At 70.8% G+C, this 26,364-nt stretch carries 20 protein-coding genes; 13 read left to right on the top strand and 7 right to left on the bottom strand.

Annotated elements, in window-relative coordinates; genetic code table 11:
• Nucleotides 1-47: 47 nt before the first annotated feature.
• From FGD71_RS21985 to FGD71_RS21995, 3 genes are all read right to left on the bottom strand, one after another.
• Complete coding sequence (locus FGD71_RS21985; protein WP_119102234.1) at nt 48-1,391, bottom strand: coenzyme F420-0:L-glutamate ligase; 1,344 nt, start codon at nt 1,389-1,391, stop codon at nt 48-50.
• Between the two features lie 194 nt (nt 1,392-1,585).
• Complete coding sequence (gene cofD, locus FGD71_RS21990; RefSeq protein ID WP_119102209.1) at nt 1,586-2,545, bottom strand: 2-phospho-L-lactate transferase; 960 nt, start codon at nt 2,543-2,545, stop codon at nt 1,586-1,588.
• A gap of 34 nt (nt 2,546-2,579) precedes the next feature.
• Nucleotides 2,580-3,092: a cysteine dioxygenase gene (locus FGD71_RS21995; RefSeq protein WP_119102210.1), complete on the bottom strand. Its 513-nt coding sequence runs from the start codon at nt 3,090-3,092 to the stop codon at nt 2,580-2,582.
• A gap of 716 nt (nt 3,093-3,808) precedes the next feature.
• Between FGD71_RS21995 and FGD71_RS22010 the strand changes: the two genes are divergently transcribed.
• The 3 genes from FGD71_RS22010 (at nt 3,809) to FGD71_RS22020 (ending at nt 9,529) form a co-directional block, all read left to right on the top strand.
• Entirely contained in the window at nt 3,809-4,072 is a 264-nt protein-coding gene (locus tag FGD71_RS22010) for a WhiB family transcriptional regulator (protein WP_119102212.1), read from the top strand.
• Nucleotides 4,073-4,244: 172 nt separating this feature from the next.
• Nucleotides 4,245-8,033, top strand: a complete 3,789-nt coding sequence (locus tag FGD71_RS22015) for a glycosyltransferase family 2 protein (protein ID WP_119102213.1) — start codon at nt 4,245-4,247, stop codon at nt 8,031-8,033.
• On the top strand, nt 8,030-9,529 hold the full coding sequence (locus FGD71_RS22020; protein WP_119102214.1) for a DUF5719 family protein: 1,500 nt from the start codon (nt 8,030-8,032) through the stop codon (nt 9,527-9,529). Before FGD71_RS22015 ends, FGD71_RS22020 begins: the two co-directional genes overlap by 4 nt.
• A gap of 72 nt (nt 9,530-9,601) precedes the next feature.
• Here the strand turns inward: FGD71_RS22020 and FGD71_RS22025 are convergent, their stop codons facing one another.
• On the bottom strand, nt 9,602-10,063 hold the full coding sequence (locus FGD71_RS22025; protein WP_119102215.1) for a metallopeptidase family protein: 462 nt from the start codon (nt 10,061-10,063) through the stop codon (nt 9,602-9,604).
• A 349-nt stretch (nt 10,064-10,412) separates the two neighbouring features.
• Here FGD71_RS22025 and FGD71_RS22030 point away from each other — a divergent pair, with 349 nt between their 5' ends.
• The 7 genes from FGD71_RS22030 to FGD71_RS22060 all read left to right on the top strand — a co-directional run bounded on the left by FGD71_RS22030 (nt 10,413) and on the right by FGD71_RS22060 (nt 18,054).
• Complete coding sequence (locus tag FGD71_RS22030) at nt 10,413-10,835, top strand: DUF3499 domain-containing protein (RefSeq protein ID WP_119102216.1); 423 nt, start codon at nt 10,413-10,415, stop codon at nt 10,833-10,835.
• Nucleotides 10,836-11,027: 192 nt separating this feature from the next.
• Entirely contained in the window at nt 11,028-12,644 is a 1,617-nt protein-coding gene (locus tag FGD71_RS22035) for an L-lactate permease (RefSeq protein WP_119102217.1), read from the top strand.
• 92 nt (nt 12,645-12,736) lie between these two features.
• A complete protein-coding gene (locus FGD71_RS22040; RefSeq protein ID WP_119102218.1) occupies nt 12,737-14,101 on the top strand; it encodes a phosphomannomutase/phosphoglucomutase in 1,365 nt (454 codons plus the stop codon).
• 139 nt (nt 14,102-14,240) lie between these two features.
• Nucleotides 14,241-14,411, top strand: a complete 171-nt coding sequence (locus tag FGD71_RS22045) for a Trm112 family protein (RefSeq protein WP_119102219.1) — start codon at nt 14,241-14,243, stop codon at nt 14,409-14,411.
• A gap of 82 nt (nt 14,412-14,493) precedes the next feature.
• Nucleotides 14,494-15,621: an SIS domain-containing protein gene (locus FGD71_RS22050; protein ID WP_119102220.1), complete on the top strand. Its 1,128-nt coding sequence runs from the start codon at nt 14,494-14,496 to the stop codon at nt 15,619-15,621.
• 115 nt (nt 15,622-15,736) lie between these two features.
• Nucleotides 15,737-16,888, top strand: a complete 1,152-nt coding sequence (manA, locus tag FGD71_RS22055) for a mannose-6-phosphate isomerase, class I (RefSeq protein ID WP_119102221.1) — start codon at nt 15,737-15,739, stop codon at nt 16,886-16,888.
• Between the two features lie 188 nt (nt 16,889-17,076).
• Nucleotides 17,077-18,054 carry a cation diffusion facilitator family transporter gene (locus FGD71_RS22060; protein WP_119102222.1) on the top strand — a complete coding sequence of 326 codons (978 nt, stop codon included), beginning with the start codon at nt 17,077-17,079 and terminating at the stop codon, nt 18,052-18,054.
• Nucleotides 18,055-18,164: 110 nt separating this feature from the next.
• On the opposite strand, the gene lepB is transcribed toward FGD71_RS22060, so the two are convergent.
• Together lepB and FGD71_RS22070 are read right to left on the bottom strand one after the other, a co-directional pair.
• Nucleotides 18,165-18,845, bottom strand: coding sequence for a signal peptidase I (gene lepB, locus FGD71_RS22065; RefSeq protein ID WP_119102223.1), 681 nt, complete (start codon nt 18,843-18,845; stop codon nt 18,165-18,167).
• Between the two features lie 132 nt (nt 18,846-18,977).
• Nucleotides 18,978-21,167 carry a fructose-specific PTS transporter subunit EIIC gene (locus FGD71_RS22070; protein ID WP_119102224.1) on the bottom strand — a complete coding sequence of 730 codons (2,190 nt, stop codon included), beginning with the start codon at nt 21,165-21,167 and terminating at the stop codon, nt 18,978-18,980.
• Between the two features lie 409 nt (nt 21,168-21,576).
• Here FGD71_RS22070 and ahcY point away from each other — a divergent pair, with 409 nt between their 5' ends.
• Together ahcY and FGD71_RS22085 are read left to right on the top strand one after the other, a co-directional pair.
• Nucleotides 21,577-23,034 (top strand): adenosylhomocysteinase, encoded by a 1,458-nt coding sequence (ahcY, locus tag FGD71_RS22080; RefSeq protein ID WP_119102226.1) that lies wholly within the window; start codon nt 21,577-21,579, stop codon nt 23,032-23,034.
• A 145-nt stretch (nt 23,035-23,179) separates the two neighbouring features.
• Nucleotides 23,180-23,794, top strand: a complete 615-nt coding sequence (locus tag FGD71_RS22085; protein WP_119102227.1) for a hypothetical protein — start codon at nt 23,180-23,182, stop codon at nt 23,792-23,794.
• 72 nt (nt 23,795-23,866) lie between these two features.
• On the opposite strand, the gene FGD71_RS22090 is transcribed toward FGD71_RS22085, so the two are convergent.
• On the bottom strand, nt 23,867-24,823 hold the full coding sequence (locus FGD71_RS22090) for an RDD family protein (RefSeq protein WP_119102228.1): 957 nt from the start codon (nt 24,821-24,823) through the stop codon (nt 23,867-23,869).
• Between the two features lie 115 nt (nt 24,824-24,938).
• Between FGD71_RS22090 and FGD71_RS22095 the strand changes: the two genes are divergently transcribed.
• Nucleotides 24,939-25,946: a stage II sporulation protein M gene (locus FGD71_RS22095; protein ID WP_119102229.1), complete on the top strand. Its 1,008-nt coding sequence runs from the start codon at nt 24,939-24,941 to the stop codon at nt 25,944-25,946.
• The last annotated feature ends 418 nt before the right edge of the window (nt 25,947-26,364 follow it).

A 26,364-nucleotide genomic window follows, 5' to 3' on the forward strand; every position in this document is an offset into this window, starting at 1 on the left:
CTCAGAGCGTATGCGCTTCGCGGGACGCGAGAGCAGACGGACGAACGTCAGCGGACTTCGATGAAGGACCCCGCATCCCGCTCGGGCCGGGGCTTCGGCTCCTCGGCCGCGTGCCCGACGGCGACGGCCCCCATGGGATCCCACGCTTCGGGCAGTCCGAGAACGTCTCGGACGACATCGCGGCAGAACATCGTCGACGACACCCACGCGGACCCGAGCCGCTCCCCGGCCAGCGCGACCAGGAAGTTCTGCACGCCGGCGCCCGAGGCGACCACGAACATCTCGCGCTCCGCCATGTCCCGGCGCGGATCGCCGTACGTGTGCGAACCGTCCATGACGAGACAGGGCACGACCAGATACGGCGCGTTGCGCAGCACGTCCCCGCGTCGCACCCGCTTGGCGATGGACTCCTCGCTCTTCCCGTCCCGCCGAAGGTCGGCGATCCAGGCGTCCCGCATGGCGTCGAGCAGCCGCGTGCGGGACTCCTCGGACTCCAGGAGAACGAATCGCCACGGCGTCGTGTGATGCGGTGCGGGCGCGGTCACGGCCGCGGCCACCGCCCGTCGCACCGCCCCGGGATCGACGGGCTCGTCGGTGAAGGCCCGTACGGTGCGCCGCTGGGTGACGGCCTCCCGTACGGCCTCGGATGTGCCCAGCCGGAACATGTCGTCGCGTGCGCCCCGGACCATGGTCCGCGTCCCCTCGTCCTCGTCCTCGTCGGCGGCTGTGGTGACCGTGTGGGGCAGCCCGCGCACGACGGCGACGGGCAGCCCGTCGGCCTTGCCCTTGACCAGGTCGCCCGCGGCGGCGAGTTCGTCGGCCGTGGCGACGACGGTGGCGCTGAGCGGGTTCCCGTGAGCGTCGGTGCCGCCCCGCAGGTCGTCGAGCACCCGCACGCCTGCCGCGCCGATGGCGACATCCGTGAGCCCGGTGCGCCACGGTCGCCCGAACGTGTCGGTCACCAGCACTCCGACGTCGACACCGAGCGCGTCCCGCAGCCCGTCCCGGATCGTGCGCGCGGACGCGTCGGGATCCTCGGGCAGCAACAGCACGGTCCCGGACGGCGTGTTGGAGGCGTCCACCCCGGCCGCGGCCATCACGAGCCCCAGCCGGTTCTCCACTATCCGCAGCGCCCCGCGGCGGGCCACGACCCGCACGGTCTCGGCATCGATGGCGGCCTCACGATCGACCGCCTCGACGATCCGTCCCTCGGCCTTCGACACGATCTTCGAGGTGACGAGCACCACGTCCCCGTCGGCAAGCCCGGGCTCGACGGCGGCGATCAACTTCGCGAGATCGTCCCCCTCCCGCACCTCGGGCAGCCCGGGCAGCGCCCACACCTGATAGCCGGGCGCGCCACGCACCAGGCCCGTGGCCGGGCTCCCCGACACTGACACGTCTGCGTCGGCAGCCTCGTCGACCACGCTCCCCGCCCCCACGGAAATCTGACGGCTCACCACACCGCCGCCCCTTCCCTCACGGCCCACAGCCCCGCCACTGGCTGAGCCGTCGTCCGCCGGTCCGCTCGCATCCGCGTCGCCCGGAGGTGTGCGTCTCGAAGGAACCCCGTCACTCGCACTCACACTCAAGCGACCCGCACCTCCTCAGCCAACGTCAGCGCCTCGCGGGCCATCCGGGCGGCCGCGGGGAGGTCGGTCATCAGGAGGGGGATGGCTCGGCAGCGGATGCCGGCGGCTTCCACGCGGTCCACAGTGGCGGCGTCGACCGTGTCGACGAGCCAGCCGTCGAGCAGTCCCGAGCCGTAGTGCTCGGCGACGGCGGCGGCGGTGGCCTCCACACCGACGGCCGCCAGGACCTTGTCGGCCATGCCGCGCACGGGCGCGTCCCCGACGATGGGGGAGAGGCCGATCACCGGCACCCCGGCCTCGGCGATCGCCTCGCGGATGCCGGGCACGGCGAGGATCGTGCCGATGGACACGACGGGGTTGGACGGCGGGAAGAGCACCACATCGGCCGAGGCGATCGCCTCGAGCACCCCGGGCGCCGGCTTCGCTTGCTCCGCGCCGACGGGAACCACGGCATGCGCGTCGACCGAGGCCCGCAGGCGCACCCAGTACTCCTGGAAGTGAACGGCCTTGCGCTCGCCCTCGACCTCGACGGCCACATGCGTCTCCACACGGTCGTCGGACATGGGGATCAGCCGGACACCCGGCTTCCACCGGTCGCACAGCGCCTCGGTCACGGCGCTGAGCGGATACCCGGCGCCCAGCATCTGCGTACGGACGATGTGCGTCGCGAAGTCCCGGTCGCCGAGTCCGAACCACTCCGGCCCCACCCCGTACGCCGCGAGCTCCTCCTTGAGATGGAAGGTCTCGTCGGCCCGGCCCCAGCCCTGTTCCTCGTTGATGCCGCCGCCGAGCGTGTACATCACCGTGTCGAGGTCCGGGCAGACCTTCAGCCCGAAGAGGTGGATGTCGTCCCCGGTGTTCCCGATGACCGTGACGTCCGCTTCCGGCGCGGCCTGCCTCAGACCACGCAGGAACCGGGCACCGCCGATGCCGCCTGCCAGAACCACAATGCGCATGAGGTTCAGTCTTGCAGGCGGGTACGACACCGCGTCACGCGGTTACGGCATCCCCGGCCTCATGACCGTGCGACGCGGCGCAGTTGGTCGCGTGCATCGGCATCTCGGTCAGACCCGGGTAGTAGATGTGCAGGCTCACGGCAGGCTCGAGCGCGTCGTTGACCACCTCGTGCACGTATCCGGGTGCGAACACCCGTTGCGCTCCGGCCCCCAACGCGCGCGTGCCCCGCTCGGTGCGCTCGGTCAACGTGCCGTCCAGGACGGTGAGTACGCCGGAGGAACGGCCGTGGTCGTGCAGACCGCTGCCCTGCCCGGGCACCCAGGAAAGCAGCCACACCTCATAACCGGGGCCGGTGCTCAGCCGGTGGTACCAGCGGGAGGTCGCGTCGTACTGGACGAGGTGCTCCCACTGGGAGCGGTCGGCGGCGATGGAGCGGGCGAGACCGACGAAGTCGGCCACGGTGGCCGGATGCGCGCGCGGCGCCTGGAGGAGGTGCGGGACTTCGAGGATGTCGCCGGCGATCTGAAGGTCGCTGTCGCTGTTCATGGGATGCGGTGGTTCCTCGGCGGAAGAGTGTGCTGGAGGTCTGAGGTGACGCGTACCGTCCGCCCGGGCACGGGCGTCAGGGGACTGCCCTGGTGCGGGCGGAAGGGATTCAGCGGCCAGACCCGAAGTGGACCCGGCGGCAGCGGGAGCGTGAAGAGCTCAACAGCTGCGACAGCAACAGCTACAGCGACCGGAGGCAGCACCGAGGGACCCGGCAGTGCGGGTCGGGGTGAGCACCAAGTTCGCGAGCATGCCCACAAGGACAGCGGTTCACACCTCCACTGTCAACCTGATGCCCGCTATGTGGGAGATGTTTCACCTCATCCGGTTCATCAGTGAGGTGAAAGGTTTGCTCACGTATCCGCCGGGACACATGGCGCACATCCGGGCCCGCGCGCCTCGTTGCGATCCTGTGATCGGAATGTGATCCGGTTCGCTTCGGGTGTCGTGTCGGAACTGGGATCGAACTCCCGGGCGTCCTTCCCCGTAGGCACTGCGTGGGGCGGGAGTCCCGGCCGGGCCTTCTGATGCTGTCAGGGTTTATGCCGATTTGAACACTTTCCGCAAAGCCTTGGTTCCGCAGAGTGAATAAGGGGCCCAATAGCAGATCTCGGCTTGACTCGCCCGGAGCTGCACACTTGTAATTTCACTCGTGTCGTTCAGCCGGAATCGGTAACGGCAGCATCACGGGGACGCGAGACGGACGAGGGGCGCGCATGACCGAGCTGTTTCAGGAACTGCTGGTCGACGAGGCCGACGAGGAACTGGGCTGGCAGGAGCGGGCGCTCTGCGCCCAGACCGACCCCGAGTCCTTTTTCCCCGAGAAGGGCGGCTCCACCCGCGAGGCCAAGAAGGTCTGCCTCGCCTGCGAGGTCCGCTCCGAGTGCCTCGAGTACGCCCTCGCGAACGACGAACGCTTCGGCATCTGGGGCGGCCTGTCCGAACGGGAACGGCGCCGCCTGAAGAAGGCCGCCGTCTGACGCGAACGGCACGCGCTCCACATAACGATCGGCCCGTCGCAGGTGGGTTGTCCACAGGCGGCGGGCCGCTGTGGTGCCCAGCCGTTAGTGTGGGCCTCCGTCCGAGACGCCTCAGTGCCCCCGCAGGGCTCAGGCGTCCACCGCAGTCCATCGAACCGGGGCCCGTACCTCGATGTCCGTGCACAGCCACACGGCAGCTCAATATGACGCTGCCACCGCAGCGTTCGACCCAGCCCGCGCGGCAGCGTTCGTCCCGACCCACCAGGCGGCGTCCGACCCGACCCGCCCGCCCGAGTTGCCGCGGCACGTCGTCACCGCCGTGCTCGTCTCGCACGACGGTGCCCGCTGGCTGCCCGACGCCCTCACCGGGCTGCTCGGTCAGGAACGCCCCGTACAGAACGCCCTGGCGGCCGACACCGGCAGCGCGGACGACTCCGCCCGGCTGGTCACCGAAGCCCTCGGCGCCGACCGGGTCCTGCACCTCGCCCGGCGCACCGGTTTCGGCCAGGCCGTCGACGAGGCCGCCCGCACCGCCGGCATCCTCACCCCGGACGACCTGCCGTATCTGAAGCGGCCCAGCGGCTGGGACCCGGTCACCCGCACCTGGCGCGACGACGCCTACGACATGCCCGAACTGCCGCACGGCGAACCCGTCCAGTGGCTCTGGCTCCTGCACGACGACTGCGCCCCCGAGCCCGACGCCCTGGCCCAACTCCTCCGCGTCGTCGAGAACGAACACGAGCTCGGCAGGGACGTCGCGATCGTCGGCCCCAAACTCCGCGGCTGGTACGACCGCAGACAACTCCTCGAGGTCGGCGTCACCATCGCCAACAGCGGCCGCCGCTGGACCGGCCTGGACCGGCGCGAGCAGGACCAGGGCCAGCACGACCACGTACGGCCCGTCCTGTCCGTGTCCACGGCCGGCATGCTGATCCGCCGCGACGTCTTCGAACAGCTCGGCGGCTTCGACCGGCGGCTGCCCCTGATGCGTGACGACGTCGACCTGTGCTGGCGCGCCCAGGCCGCAGGCCACCGCGTCCTCATCGCTCCCGAAGCGGTCGTACGCCACGCCGAGGCGGCCTCCCGCGAGCGGCGCACCGTCGACTGCGTGGGCCGCACCTCCGCGTCCCCGCACAAGGTGGACAAAGCGGGCGCCGTCTACACCCTGCTCGTCAACGCCCGCACCTCGGTGCTGCCCTGGGTCCTGCTGCGACTCGTGCTCGGCACGCTGCTGCGCACGGTCGCCTATCTCGTCGGCAAGGTCCCCGGACAGGCCGTCGATGAGATCCGCGGTCTGCTGGGGACGCTGCTGCGGCCCGAGCGGATCATCGCGGGCCGGCGTCGGCGCGGTCGGCCACAGGTCGACAAGGGCGAGTTGCGCGCGCTGTTCCCGCCGCCCGGCGCGACGGTGCGGGCCACCGTCGAACAGGTCGCGAGCAACCTCGTGGGCCGATCCGATCCCGAGCTGAGCGCGGCCGGACGGCACGGCGGCGCCGTCGAGTCCGGGCCCGGCGGGGACGATGCCGAGTTCCTGGAGGTCGAGCAGTTCGCCCGGCTCAAGCGCATCGCCCGCAAGCCCGGACCGATGCTCCTGGTGGTGCTCCTTTTCGTCTCGCTCATCGCCTGTCGTGAGCTGCTCGGCAGCGGAGCGCTCGCGGGCGGCGCGCTGCTGCCGGCCCCGTCCGACGCCACGGCGCTCTGGTCGCGCTACCTGGACGGCTGGCACCCGGTCGGCACCGGCGGCACCGAGTCAGCACCGCCCTACCTCGCGGTCCTCGCGATGCTGGCGAGCGCGCTGCTCGGCTCCACCGGACTCGCTGTCACCGCCGTCCTCGTCGGCTCCGTTCCGCTGGCCGGCTTCGCCGCGTACTTCGCCTCCCGGCCGCTCGTCCAGTCGCGTCTGCTGCGCGCCTGGGCGTCCGTCGCGTACGCCTTCCTGCCCGCCGCCACCGGCGCGCTCGCGGGCGGCCGCATCGGCACCGCCGTGCTCGCCGTCCTGCTGCCCCTCATCGCGCGCGCGGGCATCGCGGCGAGCGGCCTCGCCTCGTCGACAGGACGCGGCAGCTGGCGCGCCACGTGGGCGTACGCGCTGCTGCTGTCCCTCGCCACCGCCTTCACACCGATCGTGTGGCCCATCGCGCTGGTACTGGGCCTCGCCCTGCTGGCCGTGCGCCGCGGCGAGATCGTCGCCTACGGGCCGCGCGTCCTGGCCCAGCTCGGCACACCGCTGCTGATCCTGGCGCCCTGGTCGCTCTCGCTGCTCCCGTTCGGCTTCTTCCAGGAGGCCGGTCTGGAGTACGGCGGGGGAGCGGCGTCCGCGCTCGACCTGCTCGGTGGCAGCCCCGGCGGCCCCGGCACGGTCAGCGGGCTGATGCTCGTCGGCATCGTGTGCGCCGCGCTGGCCGCGCTGCTGCGCCAGGAGCGTCAGTGGGGAATCCGGACGGCCTGGGCTGTCGCCTTTGTGGCGCTCGTCTTCGCCGTCCTGTCCAACAGCTCCACCTGGGCCGGGCCCGCCACCCTCGTCTACGGCATCGCTCTCCTGGCCGCCGCCGCGCTCGGCGCCGACGGGGCGCGCTCGCGCGTGGCCGAGCAGAGCTTCGGCTGGCGTCAGCCGGTTGCCGTGCTCATCGCGTTCGCGGCGGCCGCCGGACCGCTGCTCGTCGCCGCCGGGTGGATGATCCGCGGCGCCGACGGACCCCTGGAACGGCGCGATCCCGTCCAGGTGCCCGCGTTCGTCGCGGAGGAGAGCAGCACCCGCGACCAGGCCCGCACCCTCGTCATCGACAGCGACTCGGCCGCCAGGGTCGGCTACACGCTCGTACGCGGCTCCGGTGCCCGGCTCGGCGACGCCGAACTGGCCGCCGCGGACGGCGAGAACGAGAAGCTCGACTCCGTCGTCGCCAACCTCGTAGCAGGCTCCGGCGCCGACCAGGCCAAGCAGCTCGGCGGCTTCGCCGTGCGTTACGTACTGGTCTACAAGGGCGCGCCCCGCGAGGTCACGCGCGTCCTGGACGCCACGCCCGGTCTGACCCGGCTGAGCCAGCAGGACGGCAGTTCCCTGTGGCGCGTGGACCGGCAGGTCTCGCGCGCGGCCATCGTCCCCGACTCCGGGGACCCGCAGCCCATCGCCGCCGGACCCGTCGAGCTGCACACCAAGATCCCCTCCGGCGCCGACAGCCGCGTGCTGCGTCTCGCCGACACCGCCGACGAGGGCTGGACCGCCACGCTGGACGGCAAGCCGCTGACCAGGACCACGGTCGACGGCTGGGCGCAGGGCTTCGAACTGCCCACCGACGGCGGCCGGTTGGACGTCACCTTCGACGCACCCACGGGCCACACGGCCTGGCTGTGGACGCAGGGCTCGCTCGCCGTCGTCCTCGTGGTGCTGGCACTGCCCGGCCGGCGCCGGGATGTCGACGACGACCTCCCCGAGGAGCCGGTCGTCCCCGCCCAGCCCGTCTCCGGCGAGGGCCGCAGGGCCCGCAGGCTGCGCGCCCAGGCAGAGGCCGAACAGGCGGAACAGTCCGCACAGGCGGACCCCGCGGGGCAGTTCCCGCCGAGCTCCCCTCCGCCGCCGAGCTCCCCTCCACCGCCCCCTCCTCCGGAGGAAGCCCCGGTCTCCGCGCCCGTGCCGCCTCAGCCGTCGTACGGCGGGTGGGACACGACGGCCTACTCGGGCGGCGACTACGGCACATACGGCGGCGAGCAGTACCAGGGTGCCCAGCAGTACCCGGCGGGCACCTACGAGCAGCAGCCCTACCAGGCGGATCCGTACCAGGCAGGCCAGTACGACCCGTACGCGTACGACTCCGGGACCGTGGCGTACGACGCGGCGCAGACGTACACCCAGGGGTACGGCGCGCCGTACGACCCCGAGCAGCAGCAGCCGCCGCAGCCGCCGCCGCAGCAACAGCCGCCGCACGGCACAGACAGTGAGCGCCCCGACGGGAGCCAGCAGTGAACCGCACCACCGTGTCCCTGATCGCCGGCGTGGCCGCGCTCGCCGCCGTCGCCGGATTCGCGTCTCTCACCGAGCCGGACGCCTCCGGTGGGGACACGGCGAAAGCGGCCGCCCAAATGCCCGTGGAGCGCACGAGCCTGCTCTGCCCGGCTCCCAGCATCTCGGACGTCGCCGAGACCGCGTACACGTCCTACACGCCCGTCACGAAGGGCGCGGACACGAGCGGCCGGGCTGAACTCGCCTTCGCGGGCGAGAAGTCGGCCGACGGCGGGTCCCAGAAGGGCGACAAGCCCGAAAAGGGCAAGAAGCCCGTCCTGGAGCCGAAGGAGCCGGGCAAGCCCGTCACCGGCGAGGCCTCGGGCGCCGACTCGCCCGCGCTGATCGGAACCGCCGAGGGCAGCTACGCGCCCGGCTGGACCGTCCAGCAGACCACCGAGGTCCCGGTGGGCACCGGCCGTGGGCTGCTCGGCACCAACTGCACGTCACCGGACACGGACTTCTGGTTCCCGGGCGCCAGCACCGCCGAGGAGCGCAGCGACTACGTGCACCTCACCAACCCCGACGACTCCGCCGCCGTCGTGGACATCGAGCTGTACGGCAAGGACGGTGCCCTCAAGTCGACGGTGGGGGAGGGCATTCAGGTCCAGCCGCACTCCACGGAGCCGGTGCTGCTGTCCACGCTCGCGGACGAGCCGCAGACCAACCTGACCGTGCATGTGACCGTGCGCAGCGGCCGGGTCGCCGCCGCCGTCCAGGCTCTCGACGACAAGCTCGGCGGCGACTGGCTCGCCGCCTCCACCGATCCGGCCGGCAGCCTCGTTCTGCCGGGTATCCCGAAGGACGCCACGTCCGTGCGCCTGGTCGCCTTCGCGCCCGGCGACAGGGACGCCGACCTGAAGGTGCGGCTCGCTTCGCCGTCCGGGCCGATCACGCCCGCCGGGGCGGAGACGCTGCATGTGAAGGCGGGCATGACGGCATCCGTCGACCTCGGCGACGTCACGCGCGGCGAGGCGGGCTCCTTGATGCTGACGCCGACGGAGGAGTCCGTGCCGGTCGTGGCCGCGCTGCGGATCGTGCGCGGCAAGGGCGACAAGCAGGAGACGGCGTTCATTCCGGCCACGAGGCCCGTGGGCACGCGCGCGACGTCCGCCGACAACCGCTCCAAGGGCTCCACGCTCTCCCTGGTCGCGCCCGGCCGCAGCGCCAAGGTCAAGGTCACCGCCTCCGCGGGCAGCAAGGCAGGGACGCCCGCGACCAAGACGTACACGGTCAAGGGCGGCACCACCCAGGACATCGAGCCGCCCGTCCCCAGCGGTCTCAAGGGCACGTACGCGCTGACCGTCGAGCCGGTCTCCGGGGGCCCCGTCTACGCCGCGCGGACCCTCGCGATCTCCGCAGAGGGGGTACCGATGGTCACGGTGCAGACGCTGCCGGACGACCGGGGGACGGTGGCCGTGCCGGACGCCCAGCAGGATCTGTCGGTGCTGCAGAAGTGAAGTAGGGGACGGTACGGAGCGGGGCGCCGCCGCGGAAGCAGGGCGGCTTCGGCGGATGTGCCTCCCCGCGCGTCAGTCCTCGCCGTATCGGGGGTCCACGGTCTCCGGTGTCAGGCCCAGAAGCTCGGCCACCTGCTCCACCACGACCTCGTGGACCAGGGCGGCTCGCTCGTCGCGTGCCTTGGTGCGGATCTCGACCGGGCGGCGGTAGACGACCACGCGGGCGGGACGGCCCTCCTGTGCCGCGATCGTGCCGCCCAGGGGGACCGCCTCGTCGGCCCAGCCCCCGCCGCGACCTGGGTCCAGGCGCGGCACCTCCAGTACCACGAACTCGATGTCGGCGAGCTGCGGCCAGCGCCGCTCGAGCCGCTCCACGGAGTCCTGCACCAGATCCGCGAACACCTCGGCCCGGCTCGCGGAGAGCGGCACCTGGGGCGGCGCGACGGGTCCACGCATCCCGCGGCCGTGGCGGTCGCGGCGGCGGGGCCGGGGGTCGGCGGCGCGGGGCGGTACGGGGGGTACGGGATTGTCCATCACTGACGAAGCGTAATCCTCGCGCGGTGCCCTTGCCCGGCCTCCACGCGGCCGGCCGATCAGTGTCCGCCTCGCCTCCCGTCAGCGCCGCGGCCCGAGGGCCGACGCCCCGGCGACCGCTTGCGGCGGTGACATCTCTTGCCGCTTGGTGACCATTCCAGCCAAGCTTGGGCTCGATTTCGTTTCTCCCCAAGAGCTTCGAACTCATGGCAATTGAACGGGTTTATGTCGGATGGTGACCAGGATGTGACCGTCCGGTATCTCGACCAAGGTCGTACTCGCAGGTCAGTAAGGCCGGTTCGAAATGCCGTGTGTTCCGCCTCACAGCACGACACGGTGGAGTGACCTCGTGGAGAGTCGTCGCAGCCCGCTCAAGAGTGCGGTACCGTCCAACGTCGTGAGCCCTGTACGTCGCTGTTCGCGCACCGCTTGCGGCCGTCCCGCCGTCGCGACGCTGACGTACGTCTACGCCGACTCGACCGCGGTCCTCGGCCCGCTCGCCACCTACGCCGAACCCCACTGCTACGACCTGTGCGCCGAGCACTCCGAGCGCCTCACCGCCCCGCGCGGGTGGGAGGTCGTCCGGCTCGCCGACGCTTCCGGTCCGGCCCGCCCCAGCGGAGACGACCTGGAGGCGCTCGCCAACGCCGTGCGTGAGGCGGCCCGCCCGCAGGAGCGCGCGGCGCGCGCCGCCGGCGAGGCGCGAGGGGCGGACCCGATGGAGGTCGCGCGCCGCGGTCACCTGCGGGTGCTGCGCTCGCCCGACTCCTGAACCTCCCCTCTGGGCTCCCCTCCGAACACCCCTTCCCCGGCGGGAACTTCACTCGGTGTACGTCTCCGTGCATGTACTGTGCACATTTCACTCGGTGCTGTGCGAGCATTGACGTGCGCTTGGCGCGGACACGACCATTTTCCCCACCCGTGAGAAATCACTTTCCGCATAGCGGAATCCCGGGGAGGTTCTGTGTACGTCCAGGAACTGGAGCCCGTGGCCGATTCGCTCGGCCTGTCCGCCCTCGTCGCGACCCTGCCCCTCGTCATCGTCCTGGTCCTGCTCGGCGGCGTCCGCATGAAGGCGCACCTGGCCGGACTCATCGGCCTCGCGGCGGCGGCCCTGGTCGCCCTGTTCGCGTACGGCATGCCCCTGGATCAGACTCTGTCCGGTGCCGCCCAGGGCGCCGTCTTCGGCCTCTTCCCCATCCTGTGGATCGTCGTCAACGCCCTGTGGGTGTACCGGATGACCGTCCGCACCCGGCACTTCGACATCCTGCGCCGTTCCTTCGGCAGGCTCTCCGACGACCCGCGCATCCAGGCGCTCGTCGTCGCGTTCTGCTTCGGCGCGCTCCTGGAAGCCCTCGCGGGCTTCGGTGCGCCCGTCGCGATCTGCTCGGTGATGCTGGTCGCGCTCGGCTTCGAACCCGTCCGCGCGGCGGTGGTCGCGCTGGTCGCCAACACCGCGCCGGTCGCCTTCGGGGCGATGGGTACGCCGGTCGTGACGCTGGCCCAAGTCACCGGCCTGCCCCTGGACTCGGTCGCCTCCGTGGTGGGCCGTCAGACACCGCTGCTGGCCCTCGTGGTGCCGCTCGTGCTCGTCGGGCTGGTGGACGGCCGGCGGGGCCTGCGCGAGACCTGGGTGCCCGCGCTGGCGTGCGGAGTCGCCTTCGCCGTCGCCCAGTTCGCCGCCTCCAACTACGTCTCCGCCCAACTCGCCGACATCGGCGCCGCTTTGGCGGGCGCGGGCGCCCTGGTGGCGGTGCCCCACGCGCGCCGGCCCGCCGCCGAGCCCGTACGGGCCGCGGTCCTGACCGGCGTACGCAGTGAGGACCTGGACGAGCACGATCCGCGCCCCGAGGTGGTGCGCGCCTACGCTCCGTACGCGCTGATCGTCGCCATCTTCTCCCTCGCCCAGATCCCCGCGGTGAAGGACCTGTTGGCGAAGGCGACCCGCACCTTCGACTGGCCCTTCCTCGACGTCGCGAACCCGGACGGCGACCCCGTCAGCGGCAACGTCTTCTCGTGGCCGATCGTCTCGACCGGCGGCACGCTGGTGCTGCTCGCCGGTCTGTGCACGGCGGCCGTTCTCGGGGTGCACGCGCGCGTGGCCGTCAAGGAATGGGTGGCCACCGTGCACGAGTTGAGGTTCGCGATCCTCACCGTGACGTCCGTCCTCGCGCTCGCGTACGTCATGAACCTCTCCGGGCAGGCCGCCACGATCGGCCACTTCGTGGCGGCGGCCGGCGCGGGGCTCGCCTTCCTGTCCCCGGTCCTGGGGTGGTTCGGCGTGGCGGTCTCCGGATCGGACACCTCGGCCAACGCGCTCTTCGGCGCCCTGCAGGTCACGGCGGCGCGGGAGTCCGGGCTCTCGCCCGAGCTCCTCGCGGCAGCCAACAGTTCGGGCGGTGTCCTGGGGAAGATGATCTCGCCGCAGAACCTGACCATCGCGTGCGCGGCCGTCGGGCTCGCGGGCCGCGAAGGGGACCTGCTGCGCAAGGTGCTGCCCTGGAGCATCGGTCTTTTGCTGGTGATGTGCCTGATCGTCGTCGGACAGAGTTCCGCCGTGCTGGAGTGGATGCTTCCCTAAGTCCGTACACACGCTCCCAGGCACCTCCCGGCTGCGTGTCAGCGGAGGCGGGTAGTTTGGGGGCACCCAAGAGGAATCCAGGAGGATTGGCCGTGGCTGCTGATCTGTCGCAGATCGTGAAGGCGTACGACGTACGCGGGGTGGTCCCGGACCAGTGGGACGAGCCGCTGGCCGAGTTGTTCGGCGCGGCCTTCGCGCAGGTGACGGGCGCGGGCGCGATCGTGATCGGGCACGACATGCGGCCCTCGTCGCCAGGCCTGTCGCGTGCCTTCGCACGCGGCGCGGCGGCGCGTGGCGTCGACGTGACGGAGATCGGGCTGTGCTCGACGGACCAGCTGTACTACGCGTCGGGGTCGCTGAACCTGCCCGGCGCGATGTTCACGGCGTCGCACAACCCCGCGCAGTACAACGGCATCAAGATGTGCCGGGCCGGCGCGGCCCCGGTCGGCCAGGACACCGGCCTCGCCGACATCCGTGAACTCGTCGAGTCCTGGGCGGACTCGGGAGCCCCGGAGCCGGCGGCCACCCCGGGAACCATCACGCAGCGGGACACCCTGGAGGACTACGCGGCGCACCTGCGCGCCCTCGTCGACCTGACCTCCATCCGCCCCCTGAAGGTCGTCGTCGACGCGGGCAACGGCATGGGCGGACACACCGTGCCGACGGTGTTCGCGGGGCTGCCCCTCGACCTCGTCCCGATGTATTTCGAGCTGGACGGCACGTTCCCCAACCACGAGGCCAACCCGCTCGACCCGGCGAACATCGTGGACCTCCAGAAGCGCGTCCGTGAGGAGGGCGCCGACCTGGGCATCGCCTTCGACGGCGACGCCGACCGCTGCTTCGTGGTCGACGAGCGGGGCGGCCCGGTCTCGCCGTCCGCGATCACCGCGCTGGTCGCCTCGCGCGAGCTGGCCAAGCACGGCGGCAAGGGCACGGTCATCCACAACCTGATCACCTCGTGGTCGGTGCCCGAGGTCGTCCGGGAGAACGGCGGCACGCCGGTACGCACGCGCGTGGGCCACTCCTTCATCAAGGCCGAGATGGCCAGTTCCGGCGCGATCTTCGGCGGCGAGCACTCCGCGCACTACTACTTCGCCGACTTCTGGAACGCCGACACGGGCATGCTCGCCGCCCTCCACGTCCTGGCGGCCCTCGGCGGCCAGGACGGCCCGCTGTCGGGCCTGGTCGCCGAGTACGACCGCTACGCCGGCTCCGGCGAGATCAACTCCACGGTCGACGACCAGGCCGCCCGCCTCGCCGCGATCAAGACCACGTACGAGGGCCGCGAAGGCGTCACCCTCGACGAACTCGACGGCCTGACGGTCACGTCCGCCGACTGGTGGTTCAACGTCCGCGCCTCCAACACGGAACCCCTCCTGCGCCTGAACGCGGAGGCACGGGACGAGGCGACGATGGCGAAGGTACGAGACGAGGCATTGGCCATCATCCGAGGCTGAGCCGAGCACCACGAGGCCACGGTGGGGGGGGGGCGGCGTGCGGGAGTCCGGGGTAAGGACACAGCCCGGCGCCCAACCCCCCACAGCGGTACTCTGACCAGGCCACATCAGCACAACTCCGCCCCCGAAGGGACCCCTCATGCCGCTCGAAGCCGGCCTCCTGGAGATCCTCGCCTGCCCGGCCTGCCACGCCCCCCTCAAGGAGGAGGAGACCGAGCTGCTGTGCACCGCCCAGGACTGCGCCCTGGCGTACCCCGTCCGGGACGGCATCCCGGTCCTCCTGGTCGACGAGGCCCGCCGCCCGGCGTAACGGACGAACCGGGGTAACGGACGAACCCGCGTAACGGACGAACCGGCACAACGGACGAACCGGCGATCGGAGACTTCCACCCATGCTCGACGAATCGCTGCTCGACGCCCCCGAGGCACTCTCGGAGGCAGACCGCCGCGGACTGCTCCGCGGCGCCGCGGAGGCGGGCGCACGCATCCGCACCGCGACCCGGCACGCAGCCGAGGCGGGCATCCCCGAGCTCAAGCCGGACGGCCGCCCGCGCGCGGTCCTCATCGCGGGCCCCGGCGCCGCCGCGAGCTGTGCCGCCGACCTGCTGGGCACGCTGGCCGGCGTCGGCTGCCCCGTCACGCGCCTGGCTCCCACGGGCGTCGCCCCGGCCGCGGGCGCGCTGCGCTGGGAGCTGCCCGGCTGGGCAGGCCCCGTCGACCTGCTCCTGATCGCCACCCCTGACGGCAGCGAGCCCAGCCTCTCGCTGCTGGTCGACCAGGCCTACCGCCGCGGCTGCACGGTCGCCGCGGTGGCACCGGCCGGCTCCCCGCTCACCGAAGCGGTGGAGGGCGCCCACGGACTCTTCGTACCGATGGCGACCGCGCCGTACGAGCCGGAAGAACCCACTGCCGCCTCCGCCCCCGGTGTCCTGTGGGCCCTGCTCACCCCGCTGCTCGCGCTCCTCGACCGCACCGGCCTGGTGACCGCGCCGCCCGACGTCCTGCACAAGGTCGCCGACCGCCTCGACCTCATCGCCGAACGATGCGGCCCGGCCATCGCGACGTACAGCAATCCCGCCAAGACCCTCGCCACCGAGCTGGCCGAGGCACTCCCGCTGATCTGGACCGAGGGTCCCTCCGCGGGACCCGCGGGCCGCCGTTTCGCCGCCGCGCTCGCCGAGCTCGCGGGTCGCCCCGCGCTCGTCGCCGAGCTGCCCGAGGCGCTCGCCGCTCACCACGTCCTGCTTTCAGGCGCGCTGGCCGCCGGCGCCGACCCCGAGGACTTCTTCCGCGACCGCGTCGAGGAGACGCCGGTCATGCACGCGCGCGTGGTCCTCCTCAGAGACCGGCCCTCCGGCGGCCTCAGTGCCGCCCCCGCCGCTCGCGACCTCGCCCTCAGCCACGACACCGCGATCAGCGAACTCGAACCGGAGGACGGCGGCGACCTGGAGACCCTCGCGGAGCTGATCGCCATCACAGATTTCGCGGCCGTTTACCTGGCGCTCGCCTCGGGAGCCTGATGCTTGCCCCGACCCCCTGACCACCGTCCTCACCTCACGTGAACCGAACCGCGAACATGTGCATCGTGAACCCGCGAATCGCGAACACGTGAACCGAGAGCGCAGAAAGAACCCCATGGACCGCCTCGACAACACCATCCGCCCCTACGCCTGGGGCTCGGCCACGGCCATCCCGCACCTCCTCGGCGTCGAGCCGACCGGCGAACCGCAGGCCGAGATGTGGATGGGTGCCCACCCGGGCGCGCCCTCGCGCACGGCCCGCGGCCCCCTCACCGAACTGATCGACGCGGCCCCGGAGCGCGAACTGGGCGCCGAGACGGTGGCCAAGTTCGGCCCACGCCTGCCGTTCCTCCTCAAGATCCTCGCCGCGGGTGCCCCGCTCTCCCTCCAGGTGCACCCCGACCTCGCCCAGGCCAAGGAGGGCTACGAGGACGAGGAGCGCCGCGCAGTCCCCATCGACGCCCCGCATCGCAACTACAAGGACGCCAACCACAAGCCCGAACTGATCTGCGCGCTCACGGAGTTCGACGGCCTGTGCGGATTCCGGGCGCCACTGGAAGCCGCCGACCTGCTGGCGGCCCTGGAGGTCGACTCCCTCAAGCCGTACGTCGACCTGCTGCACGCCCACCCGGAAGACGCGGCCCTGCGCGAGGTGCTGACGGCGGTCCTGTCCGCGGACACCGAGCAGATGGCCGGGACGGTCACCGAAGCCGCCGCGGCCTGCGCACGGCTCGGCGGCGCCCACGCTCCGTACGCCGACCTCGCCGACCACTACCCGGGGGACCCCGGCGTCATCGCCGCGATGCTGCTCAATCACGTCCGACTCCAGCCCGGCGAGGCCCTGTTCCTCGGCGCGGGCGTCCCGCACGCGTACCTGAACGGCCTCGGCGTCGAGATCATGGCCAACTCCGACAACGTGCTGCGCTGCGGTCTGACTCCCAAGCACGTCGACGTCCCTGAACTCCTGCGCATCGTCCGCTTCGAGGCCGGCGACCCCGGCGTACTGCGCCCCGAGGCGTCCCCCGACGGCGAAGAGGTCTACGAGACGCCGATCGACGAGTTCCGCCTCTCGAGGTACGTCCTTGCGGAAGGCGCGCCCTCCCGCGACCTCACCCTCCGTACCCCGCAGATCCTGCTGTGCACGGCGGGCTGCGTACAGGCGGACGAGCACGCACTCGCCCCCGGCCAGTCCGTCTTCGTACCGGCGGGCGAGAAGACCGAGGTATCCGGGACCGGCACGGTCTTCCGAGCCACCGTGGTGGCCTGACCAGGGCGCATTGGTGCCTTGATGCGGACGCGGTGGTGGCTTGACGCGGACGCAGCGGTGGCCTGACGCCTCTCAGCGGCGGCCGGACACGCCGGTGTCGGCCGGGGCTGCAACAATGGCCCACCGTCAAGGGTGGGCAAAGCCCGGGGCGGCAGACGAGATGGCAGACGAAGGGACATCGGGAACACATGAGCGCGTCAGGCGGCACCAAAGCGATTGTGGCGGCACTGGCTGCCAACCTCGCGATCGCGGCAGCGAAGTTCGTGGCGTTCCTCTTCAGCGGCTCCTCGTCGATGCTCGCCGAGTCCGTGCACTCGCTCGCCGACTCGGGCAACCAGGGCCTGCTGCTCCTCGGCGGCAAGAAGGCCCAGCGTGAGGCGACCCCGCAGCACCCCTTCGGCTACGGCCGCGAGCGGTACATCTACGCCTTCCTCGTCTCGATCGTCCTCTTCTCGGTCGGCGGCATGTTCGCGATCTACGAGGGCTACGAGAAGATCAAGCACCCGCACGAGATCGACCACTGGTACTGGCCGGTGGGCGTCCTCGTCTTCGCGATCATCGCTGAGACGTTCTCCTTCCGGACGGCCATCAAGGAGTCCAACGCGCTGCGGGGCAAGCAGTCCTGGAAGGAGTTCGTGCGGCACGCCAAGGCACCCGAGCTGCCGGTCGTCCTGCTGGAGGACCTCGGCGCGCTGGTCGGTCTGATCCTCGCGCTCGGCGGCGTGGGTCTGGCCCTGGGTACGGGCGACGGCGTCTGGGACGGCATCGGCACGCTCTGCATCGGTGTGCTCCTCATCGTCATCGCCATCGTCCTGGCCGCCGAGACCAAGTCGCTGCTCCTCGGCGAGGCCGCGGGCCTGGAAGACGTCAAGAAGATCGAGGCAGCCATCGTCGACGGCGACACGGTCACCGGCATCATCCACATGCGCACGCTCCACCTCGGCCCGGAGGAACTGCTCGTCGCGGCCAAGATCGCGGTCCAGCACGACAACACGGCCACCCAGATCGCCTCCGCGATCGACGCCGCCGAGTCCCGCATCCGCGAGGCCGTCCCGATCGCCCGCGTCATCTACCTCGAGCCCGACATCTACCGGGAAGCCGAGGCCGCGAAGGGCGCGGATCGCGAGGCCACGCCCGGGGGGCCGGCGCAGACCCCCGAGCACTGATCTCGTACACAGCCGTACGTGGCTGTAGATGGCATGGCTGTACATGGCTGGGGCCCGCCGAGGATGTCGGCGGGCCCCAGCTTTTTCATCGGCTGGCCCCAGCGTTTTTCTCAGGCGTGTACGGGCCACGGCGGCAACGGAGGCACCGACCGCTTCCGCACCACCAGGGCGGCGATCCCGAAGCCGAGCCCGACGAGCGCGAGGACGAGCCCGAGCAGGCCGGCCCCGAACCACACACCGAGCGCGCCGAATCCATCCATCACCCGGCCCAGGACCGCCCCGTTCGCCACCGTGCCCTGATGGCCGTCGCTCGGGTAGAAGCGCGAGTCGTTCGAGTTCACGCGGTGATCGCCCAGCAGGAACAGCCGCCCGGACGGGACCTTCACGTCGTACGGCCGATGTGTCCCGTCGGCGACACCGTCCTTCACGTACGGCTCATCGAGCGGCTGCCCGTTGACGGTGATCCGCTCGCCCGTCCCCTCGCCCGTCCCACTGCCCTCGCAGCACACGACCCGGTCTCCGCCGACCGCGACCACGCGTTGCATCACGGCTCCTTGGATGTTCCTTTCCGGTGCCGAGAACAGCACGACGTCGCCCCGACGCACCTCGGCGCCGCTCATCCGCTCCACGACCAGTCGCTCGCCGATGGAGTAGGTCGGTGCCATGCCATCGCTCACCACGGTGATCCCCGTGTAGGCCGACCGCACATACAGCAGTGAGCCGGCAAGGATCATCAGCCCCAGCGGTCCCAGAACCCACGCCGTGACCGCGAGTCTTCGTCTGCTGCCCATCGCTGCTCCCTCCCCATGCGGCACATCCGCGGGCGCAGAGAATAGCGGCCATCGCTGAACGAAAGGGCCCCGCACCCCTCGGTGCGGGGCCGCCCGTGTCCGAGGGGTGCGGGGCCTGTGCCTGTTCGGCGACTACTGGATCTCGCGCAGCACGCCGAGGATCGCCGCCTCGTCCGGAGCCGACATCAGCCGCTCACGGAAGCCCGTGTCCATCAACTTGCGGGACAGCAGCGCCAGGATCCGCAGATGCTCGTCGCCGGCGGCGGACTCCGGCACGGCGATCATGAAGATCAGCTTGGCTTTCGTACCGTCGAGGGCGCCCCACTCGACGCCCTCCGCCGACCGTGCGAAGCCGACCACCGGCGCGGTCACCGCGTCGGTCTTGGCATGCGGGATCGCGATCTCCTCGCCGAGCCCGGTCGTGCCCAGCGCCTCGCGCCGCAGCGCGGTCCGCACCAGCTCCTCGACATCCCTGACCTCGGCGGTGGTGGCAAGCAGCCCGGCCATCTCCCGGATCGCGGCTTCCTTGTCCTCGGCAACGAGTCGCACCTTGACGGTCCGCCGGGTGAGGTAGCCGGAGAGGACTTCGCCGGAGGTGGGGGCATCGGCGGAGGTGGGGGCATCGGCGGAGGCGGGGGCATCGGCGGGCGGCGCGGGGGAGGCCGCCGGATCCGGAGCCGACGCAGAAGACGTAGGCGTAGACGTAGACGTGGACGTCTGCGTCGCCGTCGGCGCAGACGGGCGGCCGAGGGCGCCCGCACCTGTCGCCGTCGTACCGTCCCCTGCGCCTCCACCGACACCCACAAGCGCCGGCTCGGACTTCGACGAGGGCCCGTCAACCAGCGACTGAGCCCTCAGCCGGCGCTCACTGACGTTGACGAGCGCCACCGTCGTCAGCGCCGTCACCGCGGTGCCGATCGCCACGGCCACGAAGAACATCGGTACGCCGCCCACGGCACCCAGCACCGCCACGATCGGTCCGCCGTGCGGCACCGCGTCCTCGACCCCGGCGACACCCGCGATCGCCCCCGCCACCGCGCCGCCCAGCATGTTGGCGGGGATGACCTGCGCGGGCCGCGCCGCCGCGAACGGGATCGCGCCCTCGGAGATACCGAACAGGCCCATGAACAGCGAGGCCAGCCCCGTCTCACGCTCCTGTTCCGTGTACAGCCGCCTCCGGATCAGCGTGGCGAGGCCCTGACCGAGCGGCATCACCGGGATCGCGGCCGCGCACATTCCCATGACGGCCTGGTTGCCCGTCGCGATGAGCCCCGCGCCGAACAGGAACGCCGTCTTGTTCACCGGCCCGCCCATGTCGAACGCGATCATCAGACCCAGGATCGCGCCGAGAAGGATGGCGCTGGAGCCGGTCATCCCGCTGAGCCAGTCCGTCAGCTGCTCGAAGACCCAGGAGATCGGCTGACCGATCACGTAGATGAAGAACAGACCGAGCGCCGTCGTCGCCACGATCGGGATCACGATGATCGGCATGATCGGCTGCACGAACTTCGGGACCTTGACCCTCTTGATCCACAGCACCAGATAGCCGGCGAGGAACCCGGTCACGATCGCCCCGATGAAGCCCGCGCCCGCCTCGGAGTCGTACAGCGAACCGGTGTTGGCGATCCACCCGCCGATCATGCCGGGCACCAACGCGGGCCGGTCTCCGATCGCGTACGCGATGTAGCCGGACAGGATCGGCACCATCAGCGTGAAGCCGATGACGCCGACATTGTTGACGTCCATCCAGAAGGAGTCCTTCGGGATGACCAGACCGCCGGACGGATCGGTGTGCCCGCCGAGCGACAGCGAGATCGCGATCAGCAGCCCGCCGACCACGACGAACGGAATCATGTAACTGACGCCGTTCATGAGCGCTTTGTACGTGACACTCCGCTCCCTGCCGCCGGCGCTACCGCTGCCCGTGCCGTTCGGCGCAGCGGCCGCGGCGCCCCCGCTGTGCACGGGTGCCGTCCGCACCTCCTCGATCAGCCGCTCGGGATGGTGAATGCCCTCGGCGACCCCGACCGTCACCACCCTTTTCCCCGCGAACCGGCTCAGGTCCACGTCCTTGTCGGCCGCGATGATGACGCCGTCAGCGGTTCTGACATCGTTGTCGGTGAGTATGTTTTCTGCCCCGATCGAACCTTGCGTCTCCACCTTCATGTCGACACCGAGGCGCTCCGCCGCCTGCGAGAGCTTCTCCGCCGCCATATAGGTGTGGGCGATGCCGGTCGGGCACGCGGTCACTGCGAGCAGCTTCAACCGCTGCTGCTCTCCATCGCCGCCGCCCGTGGGGGGAGGGCCGGCCGGACTGGTCACGTGGATCTCCTAACGCCTTTGTCATACAAGATCGACACAAGGCCGACACGCAAGATCGATATGTCCTGCGTCCTGCATCCTGCAACACGTAAGCACAGGTTCAAAAGTTCGAAAGCCCTTGTTCTTCGGGCTGGTTGACTCCTGCTCAGGACTGTGCAGACCCTGGTGTCCGCCTCGTCCGTCCCTCAACCTGTCCGGAGGCCGACTGGGGTCCGCTGGGCCGATCGGTGTAGATTCGTAACCGAGCCAGACGTCGCTGCTGATGGCGGTCGGGCGGCCCCACGTGGGCCGACCGAGGGAGAGAGGGCCTCCGACGGACTGCGCTGCGCAAAGGCACCGGGCATTCGTGTGCCCGCCGCCGCGCAGACCAGCCGTACCCACCTCGACCCAACCCCGAGGAGCAGCTCGCATGACGACTGTCGAAAACCGACAGGACTTCAAGGTCGCCGACCTCTCCCTGGCCGACTTCGGCCGCAAGGAGATCACCCTCGCCGAGCACGAGATGCCCGGCCTGATGGCGATCCGCAAGGAGTACGCCGAGGCGCAGCCCCTGGCCGGAGCGCGCGTCACCGGCTCCCTGCACATGACCGTCCAGACCGCCGTGCTCATCGAGACCCTGGTCGCCCTGGGCGCCGAGGTCCGCTGGGCGTCCTGCAACATCTTCTCCACCCAGGACCACGCCGCCGCCGCCATCGCGGTCGGCCCGAACGGCACGGTGGACAACCCCCAGGGCGTCCCGGTCTTCGCCTGGAAGGGCGAGACCCTGGAGGAGTACTGGTGGTGCACGGAGCAGGCGCTGACCTGGCCGAACACTCCCACCGGCGGCCCGAACATGATCCTGGACGACGGCGGTGACGCCACCATGCTCGTCCACAAGGGCGTCGAGTACGAGAAGGCGGGCAAGGTCCCGTCCGTCGACACCGCGGAGTCCGACGAGCACCGCGTCGTCCTGGAGCTCCTGAGCCGGACGATCTCCAACGGCTCGCAGAAGTGGACCCAGCTCGCCTCGGAGATCCGCGGCGTCACCGAGGAGACCACGACCGGAGTCCACCGCCTGTACGAGATGCAGCGCGAGGGCACCCTCCTGTTCCCGGCGATCAACGTCAACGACGCCGTCACCAAGTCGAAGTTCGACAACAAGTACGGCTGCCGCCACTCCCTGATCGACGGCATCAACCGCGCCACCGACGTCCTGATCGGCGGCAAGACCGCGGTCGTCTTCGGCTACGGTGACGTGGGCAAGGGCTGCGCGGAGTCCCTGCGCGGCCAGGGCGCGCGCGTGATCATCACCGAGATCGACCCGATCTGCGCCCTGCAGGCGGCGATGGACGGCTACCAGGTCGCGACCCTCGACGACGTCGTCGACAAGGCCGACATCTTCGTCACCACGACCGGCAACAAGGACATCATCATGGCCTCGGACATGGCCAAGATGAAGCACCAGGCGATCGTGGGCAACATCGGTCACTTCGACAACGAGATCGACATGGCCGGCCTCGCGAACATCCCGGGCATCGTCAAGGACGAGGTCAAGCCGCAGGTCCACACCTGGACGTTCCCCGACGGCAAGGTGCTCATCGTCCTCTCCGAGGGCCGCCTGCTGAACCTGGGCAACGCCACCGGTCACCCGTCCTTCGTGATGTCCAACTCGTTCGCGGACCAGACCCTGGCCCAGATCGAGCTGTTCACCAAGCAGGCCGAGTACCCGACCGACGTCTACGTGCTGCCCAAGCACCTCGACGAGAAGGTCGCCCGCCTCCACCTCGACGCGCTCGGCGTGAAGCTCACGACGCTCCGCCCCGAGCAGGCCGCGTACATCGGTGTCGAGGTCGATGGCCCGTACAAGCCGGACCACTACCGCTACTGAGCACGCGCCGCGCCACCGCGTTGCACGTGGGGAGTGCGCCCGTGCACTGACGCACTCCTCAGCAGCAGGTCCCAGGCAGGCCCCCGCACCCCCGTGCCGGGGGCCTGCCCATTGCGGGACCGACCCCAGAAAGACCCAGGACCCCATGCCCCGCGGCCGATATTCGCTCCATGATCCGCACGACCACACCCCTCTCGGCGAAGAGCACTTCCACTGCGCGCCCGGCCCCTCCGGCTGGCGCTACGTCTCCCAAGTGATCAACCCCTCGGGTGACCATGCCGGCTCCGTCGACCTCACCCTCGACGACCTCGGCCGCCCCATCCGTCTCGAACTCCACGCGGCGAGCTGGCAGGTCCGAGGTGCCGCCATCGAAGGCGTCACCTGGGTCCGCACCGACCCCACCGGGACCCACGCCACCGAAGGCAATGTCCGCGCCCACGCCTTCACCGGCACATCCCCCGCGTTCCTCATCGCCACCGCACGTCTGCTGCGTCTCACCCCCGATTCCTCCGCCACGCGCCTACGCCTCGTCGCCTTCACCGACCCGGTCCTCGCCCCGCGCACCCTCGACCAGTCCTGGGCCCTGATGAAGAGAGAAGCACACGCCACTGACAACGGCCCCCTGATGGTGGAGGAATACCAGGTCACAGCCCTGGACACCGGCGAGCAGCACGCTGTGCACATCTCTGGCGACGTCGTACTCGCCGCCCCCGGCATCGAACTCGAGGATCTTGACTCGCCGCCGTCGGTCTTCACCTGACACCGGGCCGGAGGCACGCTCCGGCACACGGCTGCGCACTGTGCCCACCGCCGGCGCGCAGCGTCCTCCGGGTTACGCGGGCGGTACGAACCCCGTGGCGGGGCGCTCGTTCCCGGAGTCCTGCGGGGCTTCCTGAGCCGGGGAGTGGGACAGCGGAGCCGCGGCGGCGGAGGCAGGGGCGGCGGGGCCAGTAGCCGCAGTCGCCCCGGAACCCGAGGAGTAAGAGGAGTAAGGGGAGTACGCGGAACTCGGCGGCTGCTCAGCGGCGTGCGGCGTCGTCGGCCCACCAAACGCCCGCCGAGCCTCCCGAGCCTGCCGCTCCTGCATCACCGCCGCCAGATACGCCGCCGGCGGCACGCCATGCGGCGCGGGAGCACCGGTGCGCTCCGCGACGTCGGCGGCGAGTCGCTCGGCCATCGCCCAGCCGACCTGCGGATCCAACTGCTGCATCCGCGTCAGATACTGCCGGACAGCAAGCCACAGCCCATCCGGGACCGCGGACAGATCAAGTCCGGAAAACCGTCCCGCCAGCCAAGGCGGGGGAGGCGGCATGAACGGCGTACGCCCGGCGGGAACCCGTTCCCGTACGACCAGCGTCCCCGCGAACACATCACCGAGCCGTCGCCCCCTCGCCGACACGAGCGACGCGATGCACGCCACGATCCCCAGCGTCATCAGGATCTCGACCACGCCGACCGCCCCACGCACCAGCGCATGACGGAACCGGATAGGCCCGCCGTCGTCGCGCACCACACGCAGCCCGCACGCCAGCTTCCCGAGCGACCGCCCATGACTGAGCGTCTCCACCGCGATCGGCCCGCCGACCAGGACAAGAAGGAATGTCGCGATCGACACCGCCATCTGCGCCGCCTCGTCCAGAGCGGCCGTGGACGCAACGAGAGCCACGGTCACGGCGACATACGCGGCCACCGCCACCGCAAGGTCGATCAGCACGGCCAGCGCCCGGCTGGGCAGCTTCGCGGGCCGCAGCTCCAGCGCCACCGCCTCGCCCGTCACAAGCTCACTCACGCTGCCGTCCTTCCCGAACTGACCTGAGAACCGCCAGTCTGCCAAGCTGAGGGCGCATCGCGCCGCAGTGCGACAAGCTGACCACACGACGAGCAGCCGAGGAGCAGCCAACCCGATGGACCTCGACGTCTTCGTGTCCGCCCACCGCGCCGAGTGGGATCGGCTCGACGCACTCCTGCGCCGCCAGCGCCGCCTCAACGGTGTGGAGGCCGACGAACTCGTCGTCCTCTACCAGCGCACGGCCACCCACCTCTCCCTGATCCAGTCCAGCGCCCCTGACCCCCAGCTCACCGGCCGCCTCAGCCAGCTCGTGGCACGCGCGCGTAGTGCCGTGACAGGCACGCGCCGGGCCTCTTGGCGCGACGTGACCCGCTTCCTTGCCTACGGTTTCCCCGCCGCGGTCTACCGCTCGCGCCACTGGTGGGTGCCCACCGCGCTCCTCTCCACCGTCGTGGCGGCCATCCTGGGGTGGTGGATCGCCACCCACCCAGAGGTGCAGTCCTCCATCGCGGCCCCCAGCCAGCTACGGGACCTCACCCGCCCCGGCGGCCAATACGAGACGTACTACTCGAGCCACCCCGCAGCGTCCTTCGCGGCCCAGGTGTGGACGAACAATGCTCAGGCCGCCGCGATGTGTCTCGTACTCGGCGCCTTCTTGTGCGTCCCTGTCATCTGGATCCTCTTCCAGAACATGCTCAACCTCGGTGTCGGCATCGGACTGATGTCCTCGGCCGGCCGCCTCGACACCTTCCTCGGCCTCGTCCTCCCCCATGGCCTGCTTGAGCTGACCGCCGTCTTCGTAGCCGCCGGTACGGGACTGCGCCTCGGCTGGACGCTCATCGATCCGGGGCCCCGCCCCCGCCGCGTGGCCCTTGCCGAGGAGGCACGCGCCGCCCTGGGCATGGCGATCGGCCTAGCCCTGGTCCTCTTCGTCTCCGGCGCCATCGAAGGCTTCGTCACCCCGTCCGGCCTCCCGACCTGGGCCCGCATCGCCATCGGCATCGCCGCTGAGCTGGTCTTCCTCGCGTACGTTTATGTCCTGGGCGGTCGGGCAACCCGTGCCGGTGCCACGGGCGACGTCGAGGAGTCCGAGCGCAGTGCTTCCGTGCCGACCGCGGCCTGATGTGCGAGCACACCGGCCGAGCTGCTAGTCTCCTCTTCGCCCCACAGGAACCGTTGACACGGGACGTGTGGGGAGGTAGATTTACACAGTTGCGCGGAGCCGGGTAGGCTCAGCAGCAGCGGTTGACATCTTCCGCTTCCCGGAATTCGCTTCCGGAGAAGCCCCCGATTATTCAGGACGAGTGGCCTGTCAGGCCGGTCGAAAACTTCTGATAAAGTCGGGCTCGCCGAAAGGGAGCCGCAAGGCAACCAAATAGGCAAGGCCCTCCAACTGGCCACCGGAAACGAATTCCGACCTGAAACGGGACGGGAAAAGGGTCTGGTAAGGTTGGAAACACCGAAGGGAAGCGCCCGGAGGAAAGCCTGCGAGGGTGAGTACGAAGGAAGCGTCCGTTCCTTGAGAACTCAACAGCGTGCCA

The organism is Streptomyces sporangiiformans (assembly GCF_005768555.2).
Taxonomy (GTDB): Bacteria; Actinomycetota; Actinomycetes; order Streptomycetales; family Streptomycetaceae; genus Streptomyces; species Streptomyces sporangiiformans.

Coding starts and splice junctions, on each gene's coding strand:
- cofD (WP_119102209.1), bottom strand. CDS start 2,545: ATGCGCATTGTGGTTCTGGCAGGCGGCATCGGCGGTGCCCGGTTCCTG.
- FGD71_RS21995 (WP_119102210.1), bottom strand. CDS start 3,092: ATGAACAGCGACAGCGACCTTCAGATCGCCGGCGACATCCTCGAAGTC.
- FGD71_RS22010 (WP_119102212.1), top strand. CDS start 3,809: ATGACCGAGCTGTTTCAGGAACTGCTGGTCGACGAGGCCGACGAGGAA.
- FGD71_RS22015 (WP_119102213.1), top strand. CDS start 4,245: ATGTCCGTGCACAGCCACACGGCAGCTCAATATGACGCTGCCACCGCA.
- FGD71_RS22025 (WP_119102215.1), bottom strand. CDS start 10,063: ATGGACAATCCCGTACCCCCCGTACCGCCCCGCGCCGCCGACCCCCGG.
- FGD71_RS22045 (WP_119102219.1), top strand. CDS start 14,241: ATGCCGCTCGAAGCCGGCCTCCTGGAGATCCTCGCCTGCCCGGCCTGC.
- FGD71_RS22050 (WP_119102220.1), top strand. CDS start 14,494: ATGCTCGACGAATCGCTGCTCGACGCCCCCGAGGCACTCTCGGAGGCA.
- manA (WP_119102221.1), top strand. CDS start 15,737: ATGGACCGCCTCGACAACACCATCCGCCCCTACGCCTGGGGCTCGGCC.
- FGD71_RS22060 (WP_119102222.1), top strand. CDS start 17,077: ATGAGCGCGTCAGGCGGCACCAAAGCGATTGTGGCGGCACTGGCTGCC.
- lepB (WP_119102223.1), bottom strand. CDS start 18,845: ATGGGCAGCAGACGAAGACTCGCGGTCACGGCGTGGGTTCTGGGACCG.
- ahcY (WP_119102226.1), top strand. CDS start 21,577: ATGACGACTGTCGAAAACCGACAGGACTTCAAGGTCGCCGACCTCTCC.
- FGD71_RS22085 (WP_119102227.1), top strand. CDS start 23,180: ATGCCCCGCGGCCGATATTCGCTCCATGATCCGCACGACCACACCCCT.
- FGD71_RS22095 (WP_119102229.1), top strand. CDS start 24,939: ATGGACCTCGACGTCTTCGTGTCCGCCCACCGCGCCGAGTGGGATCGG.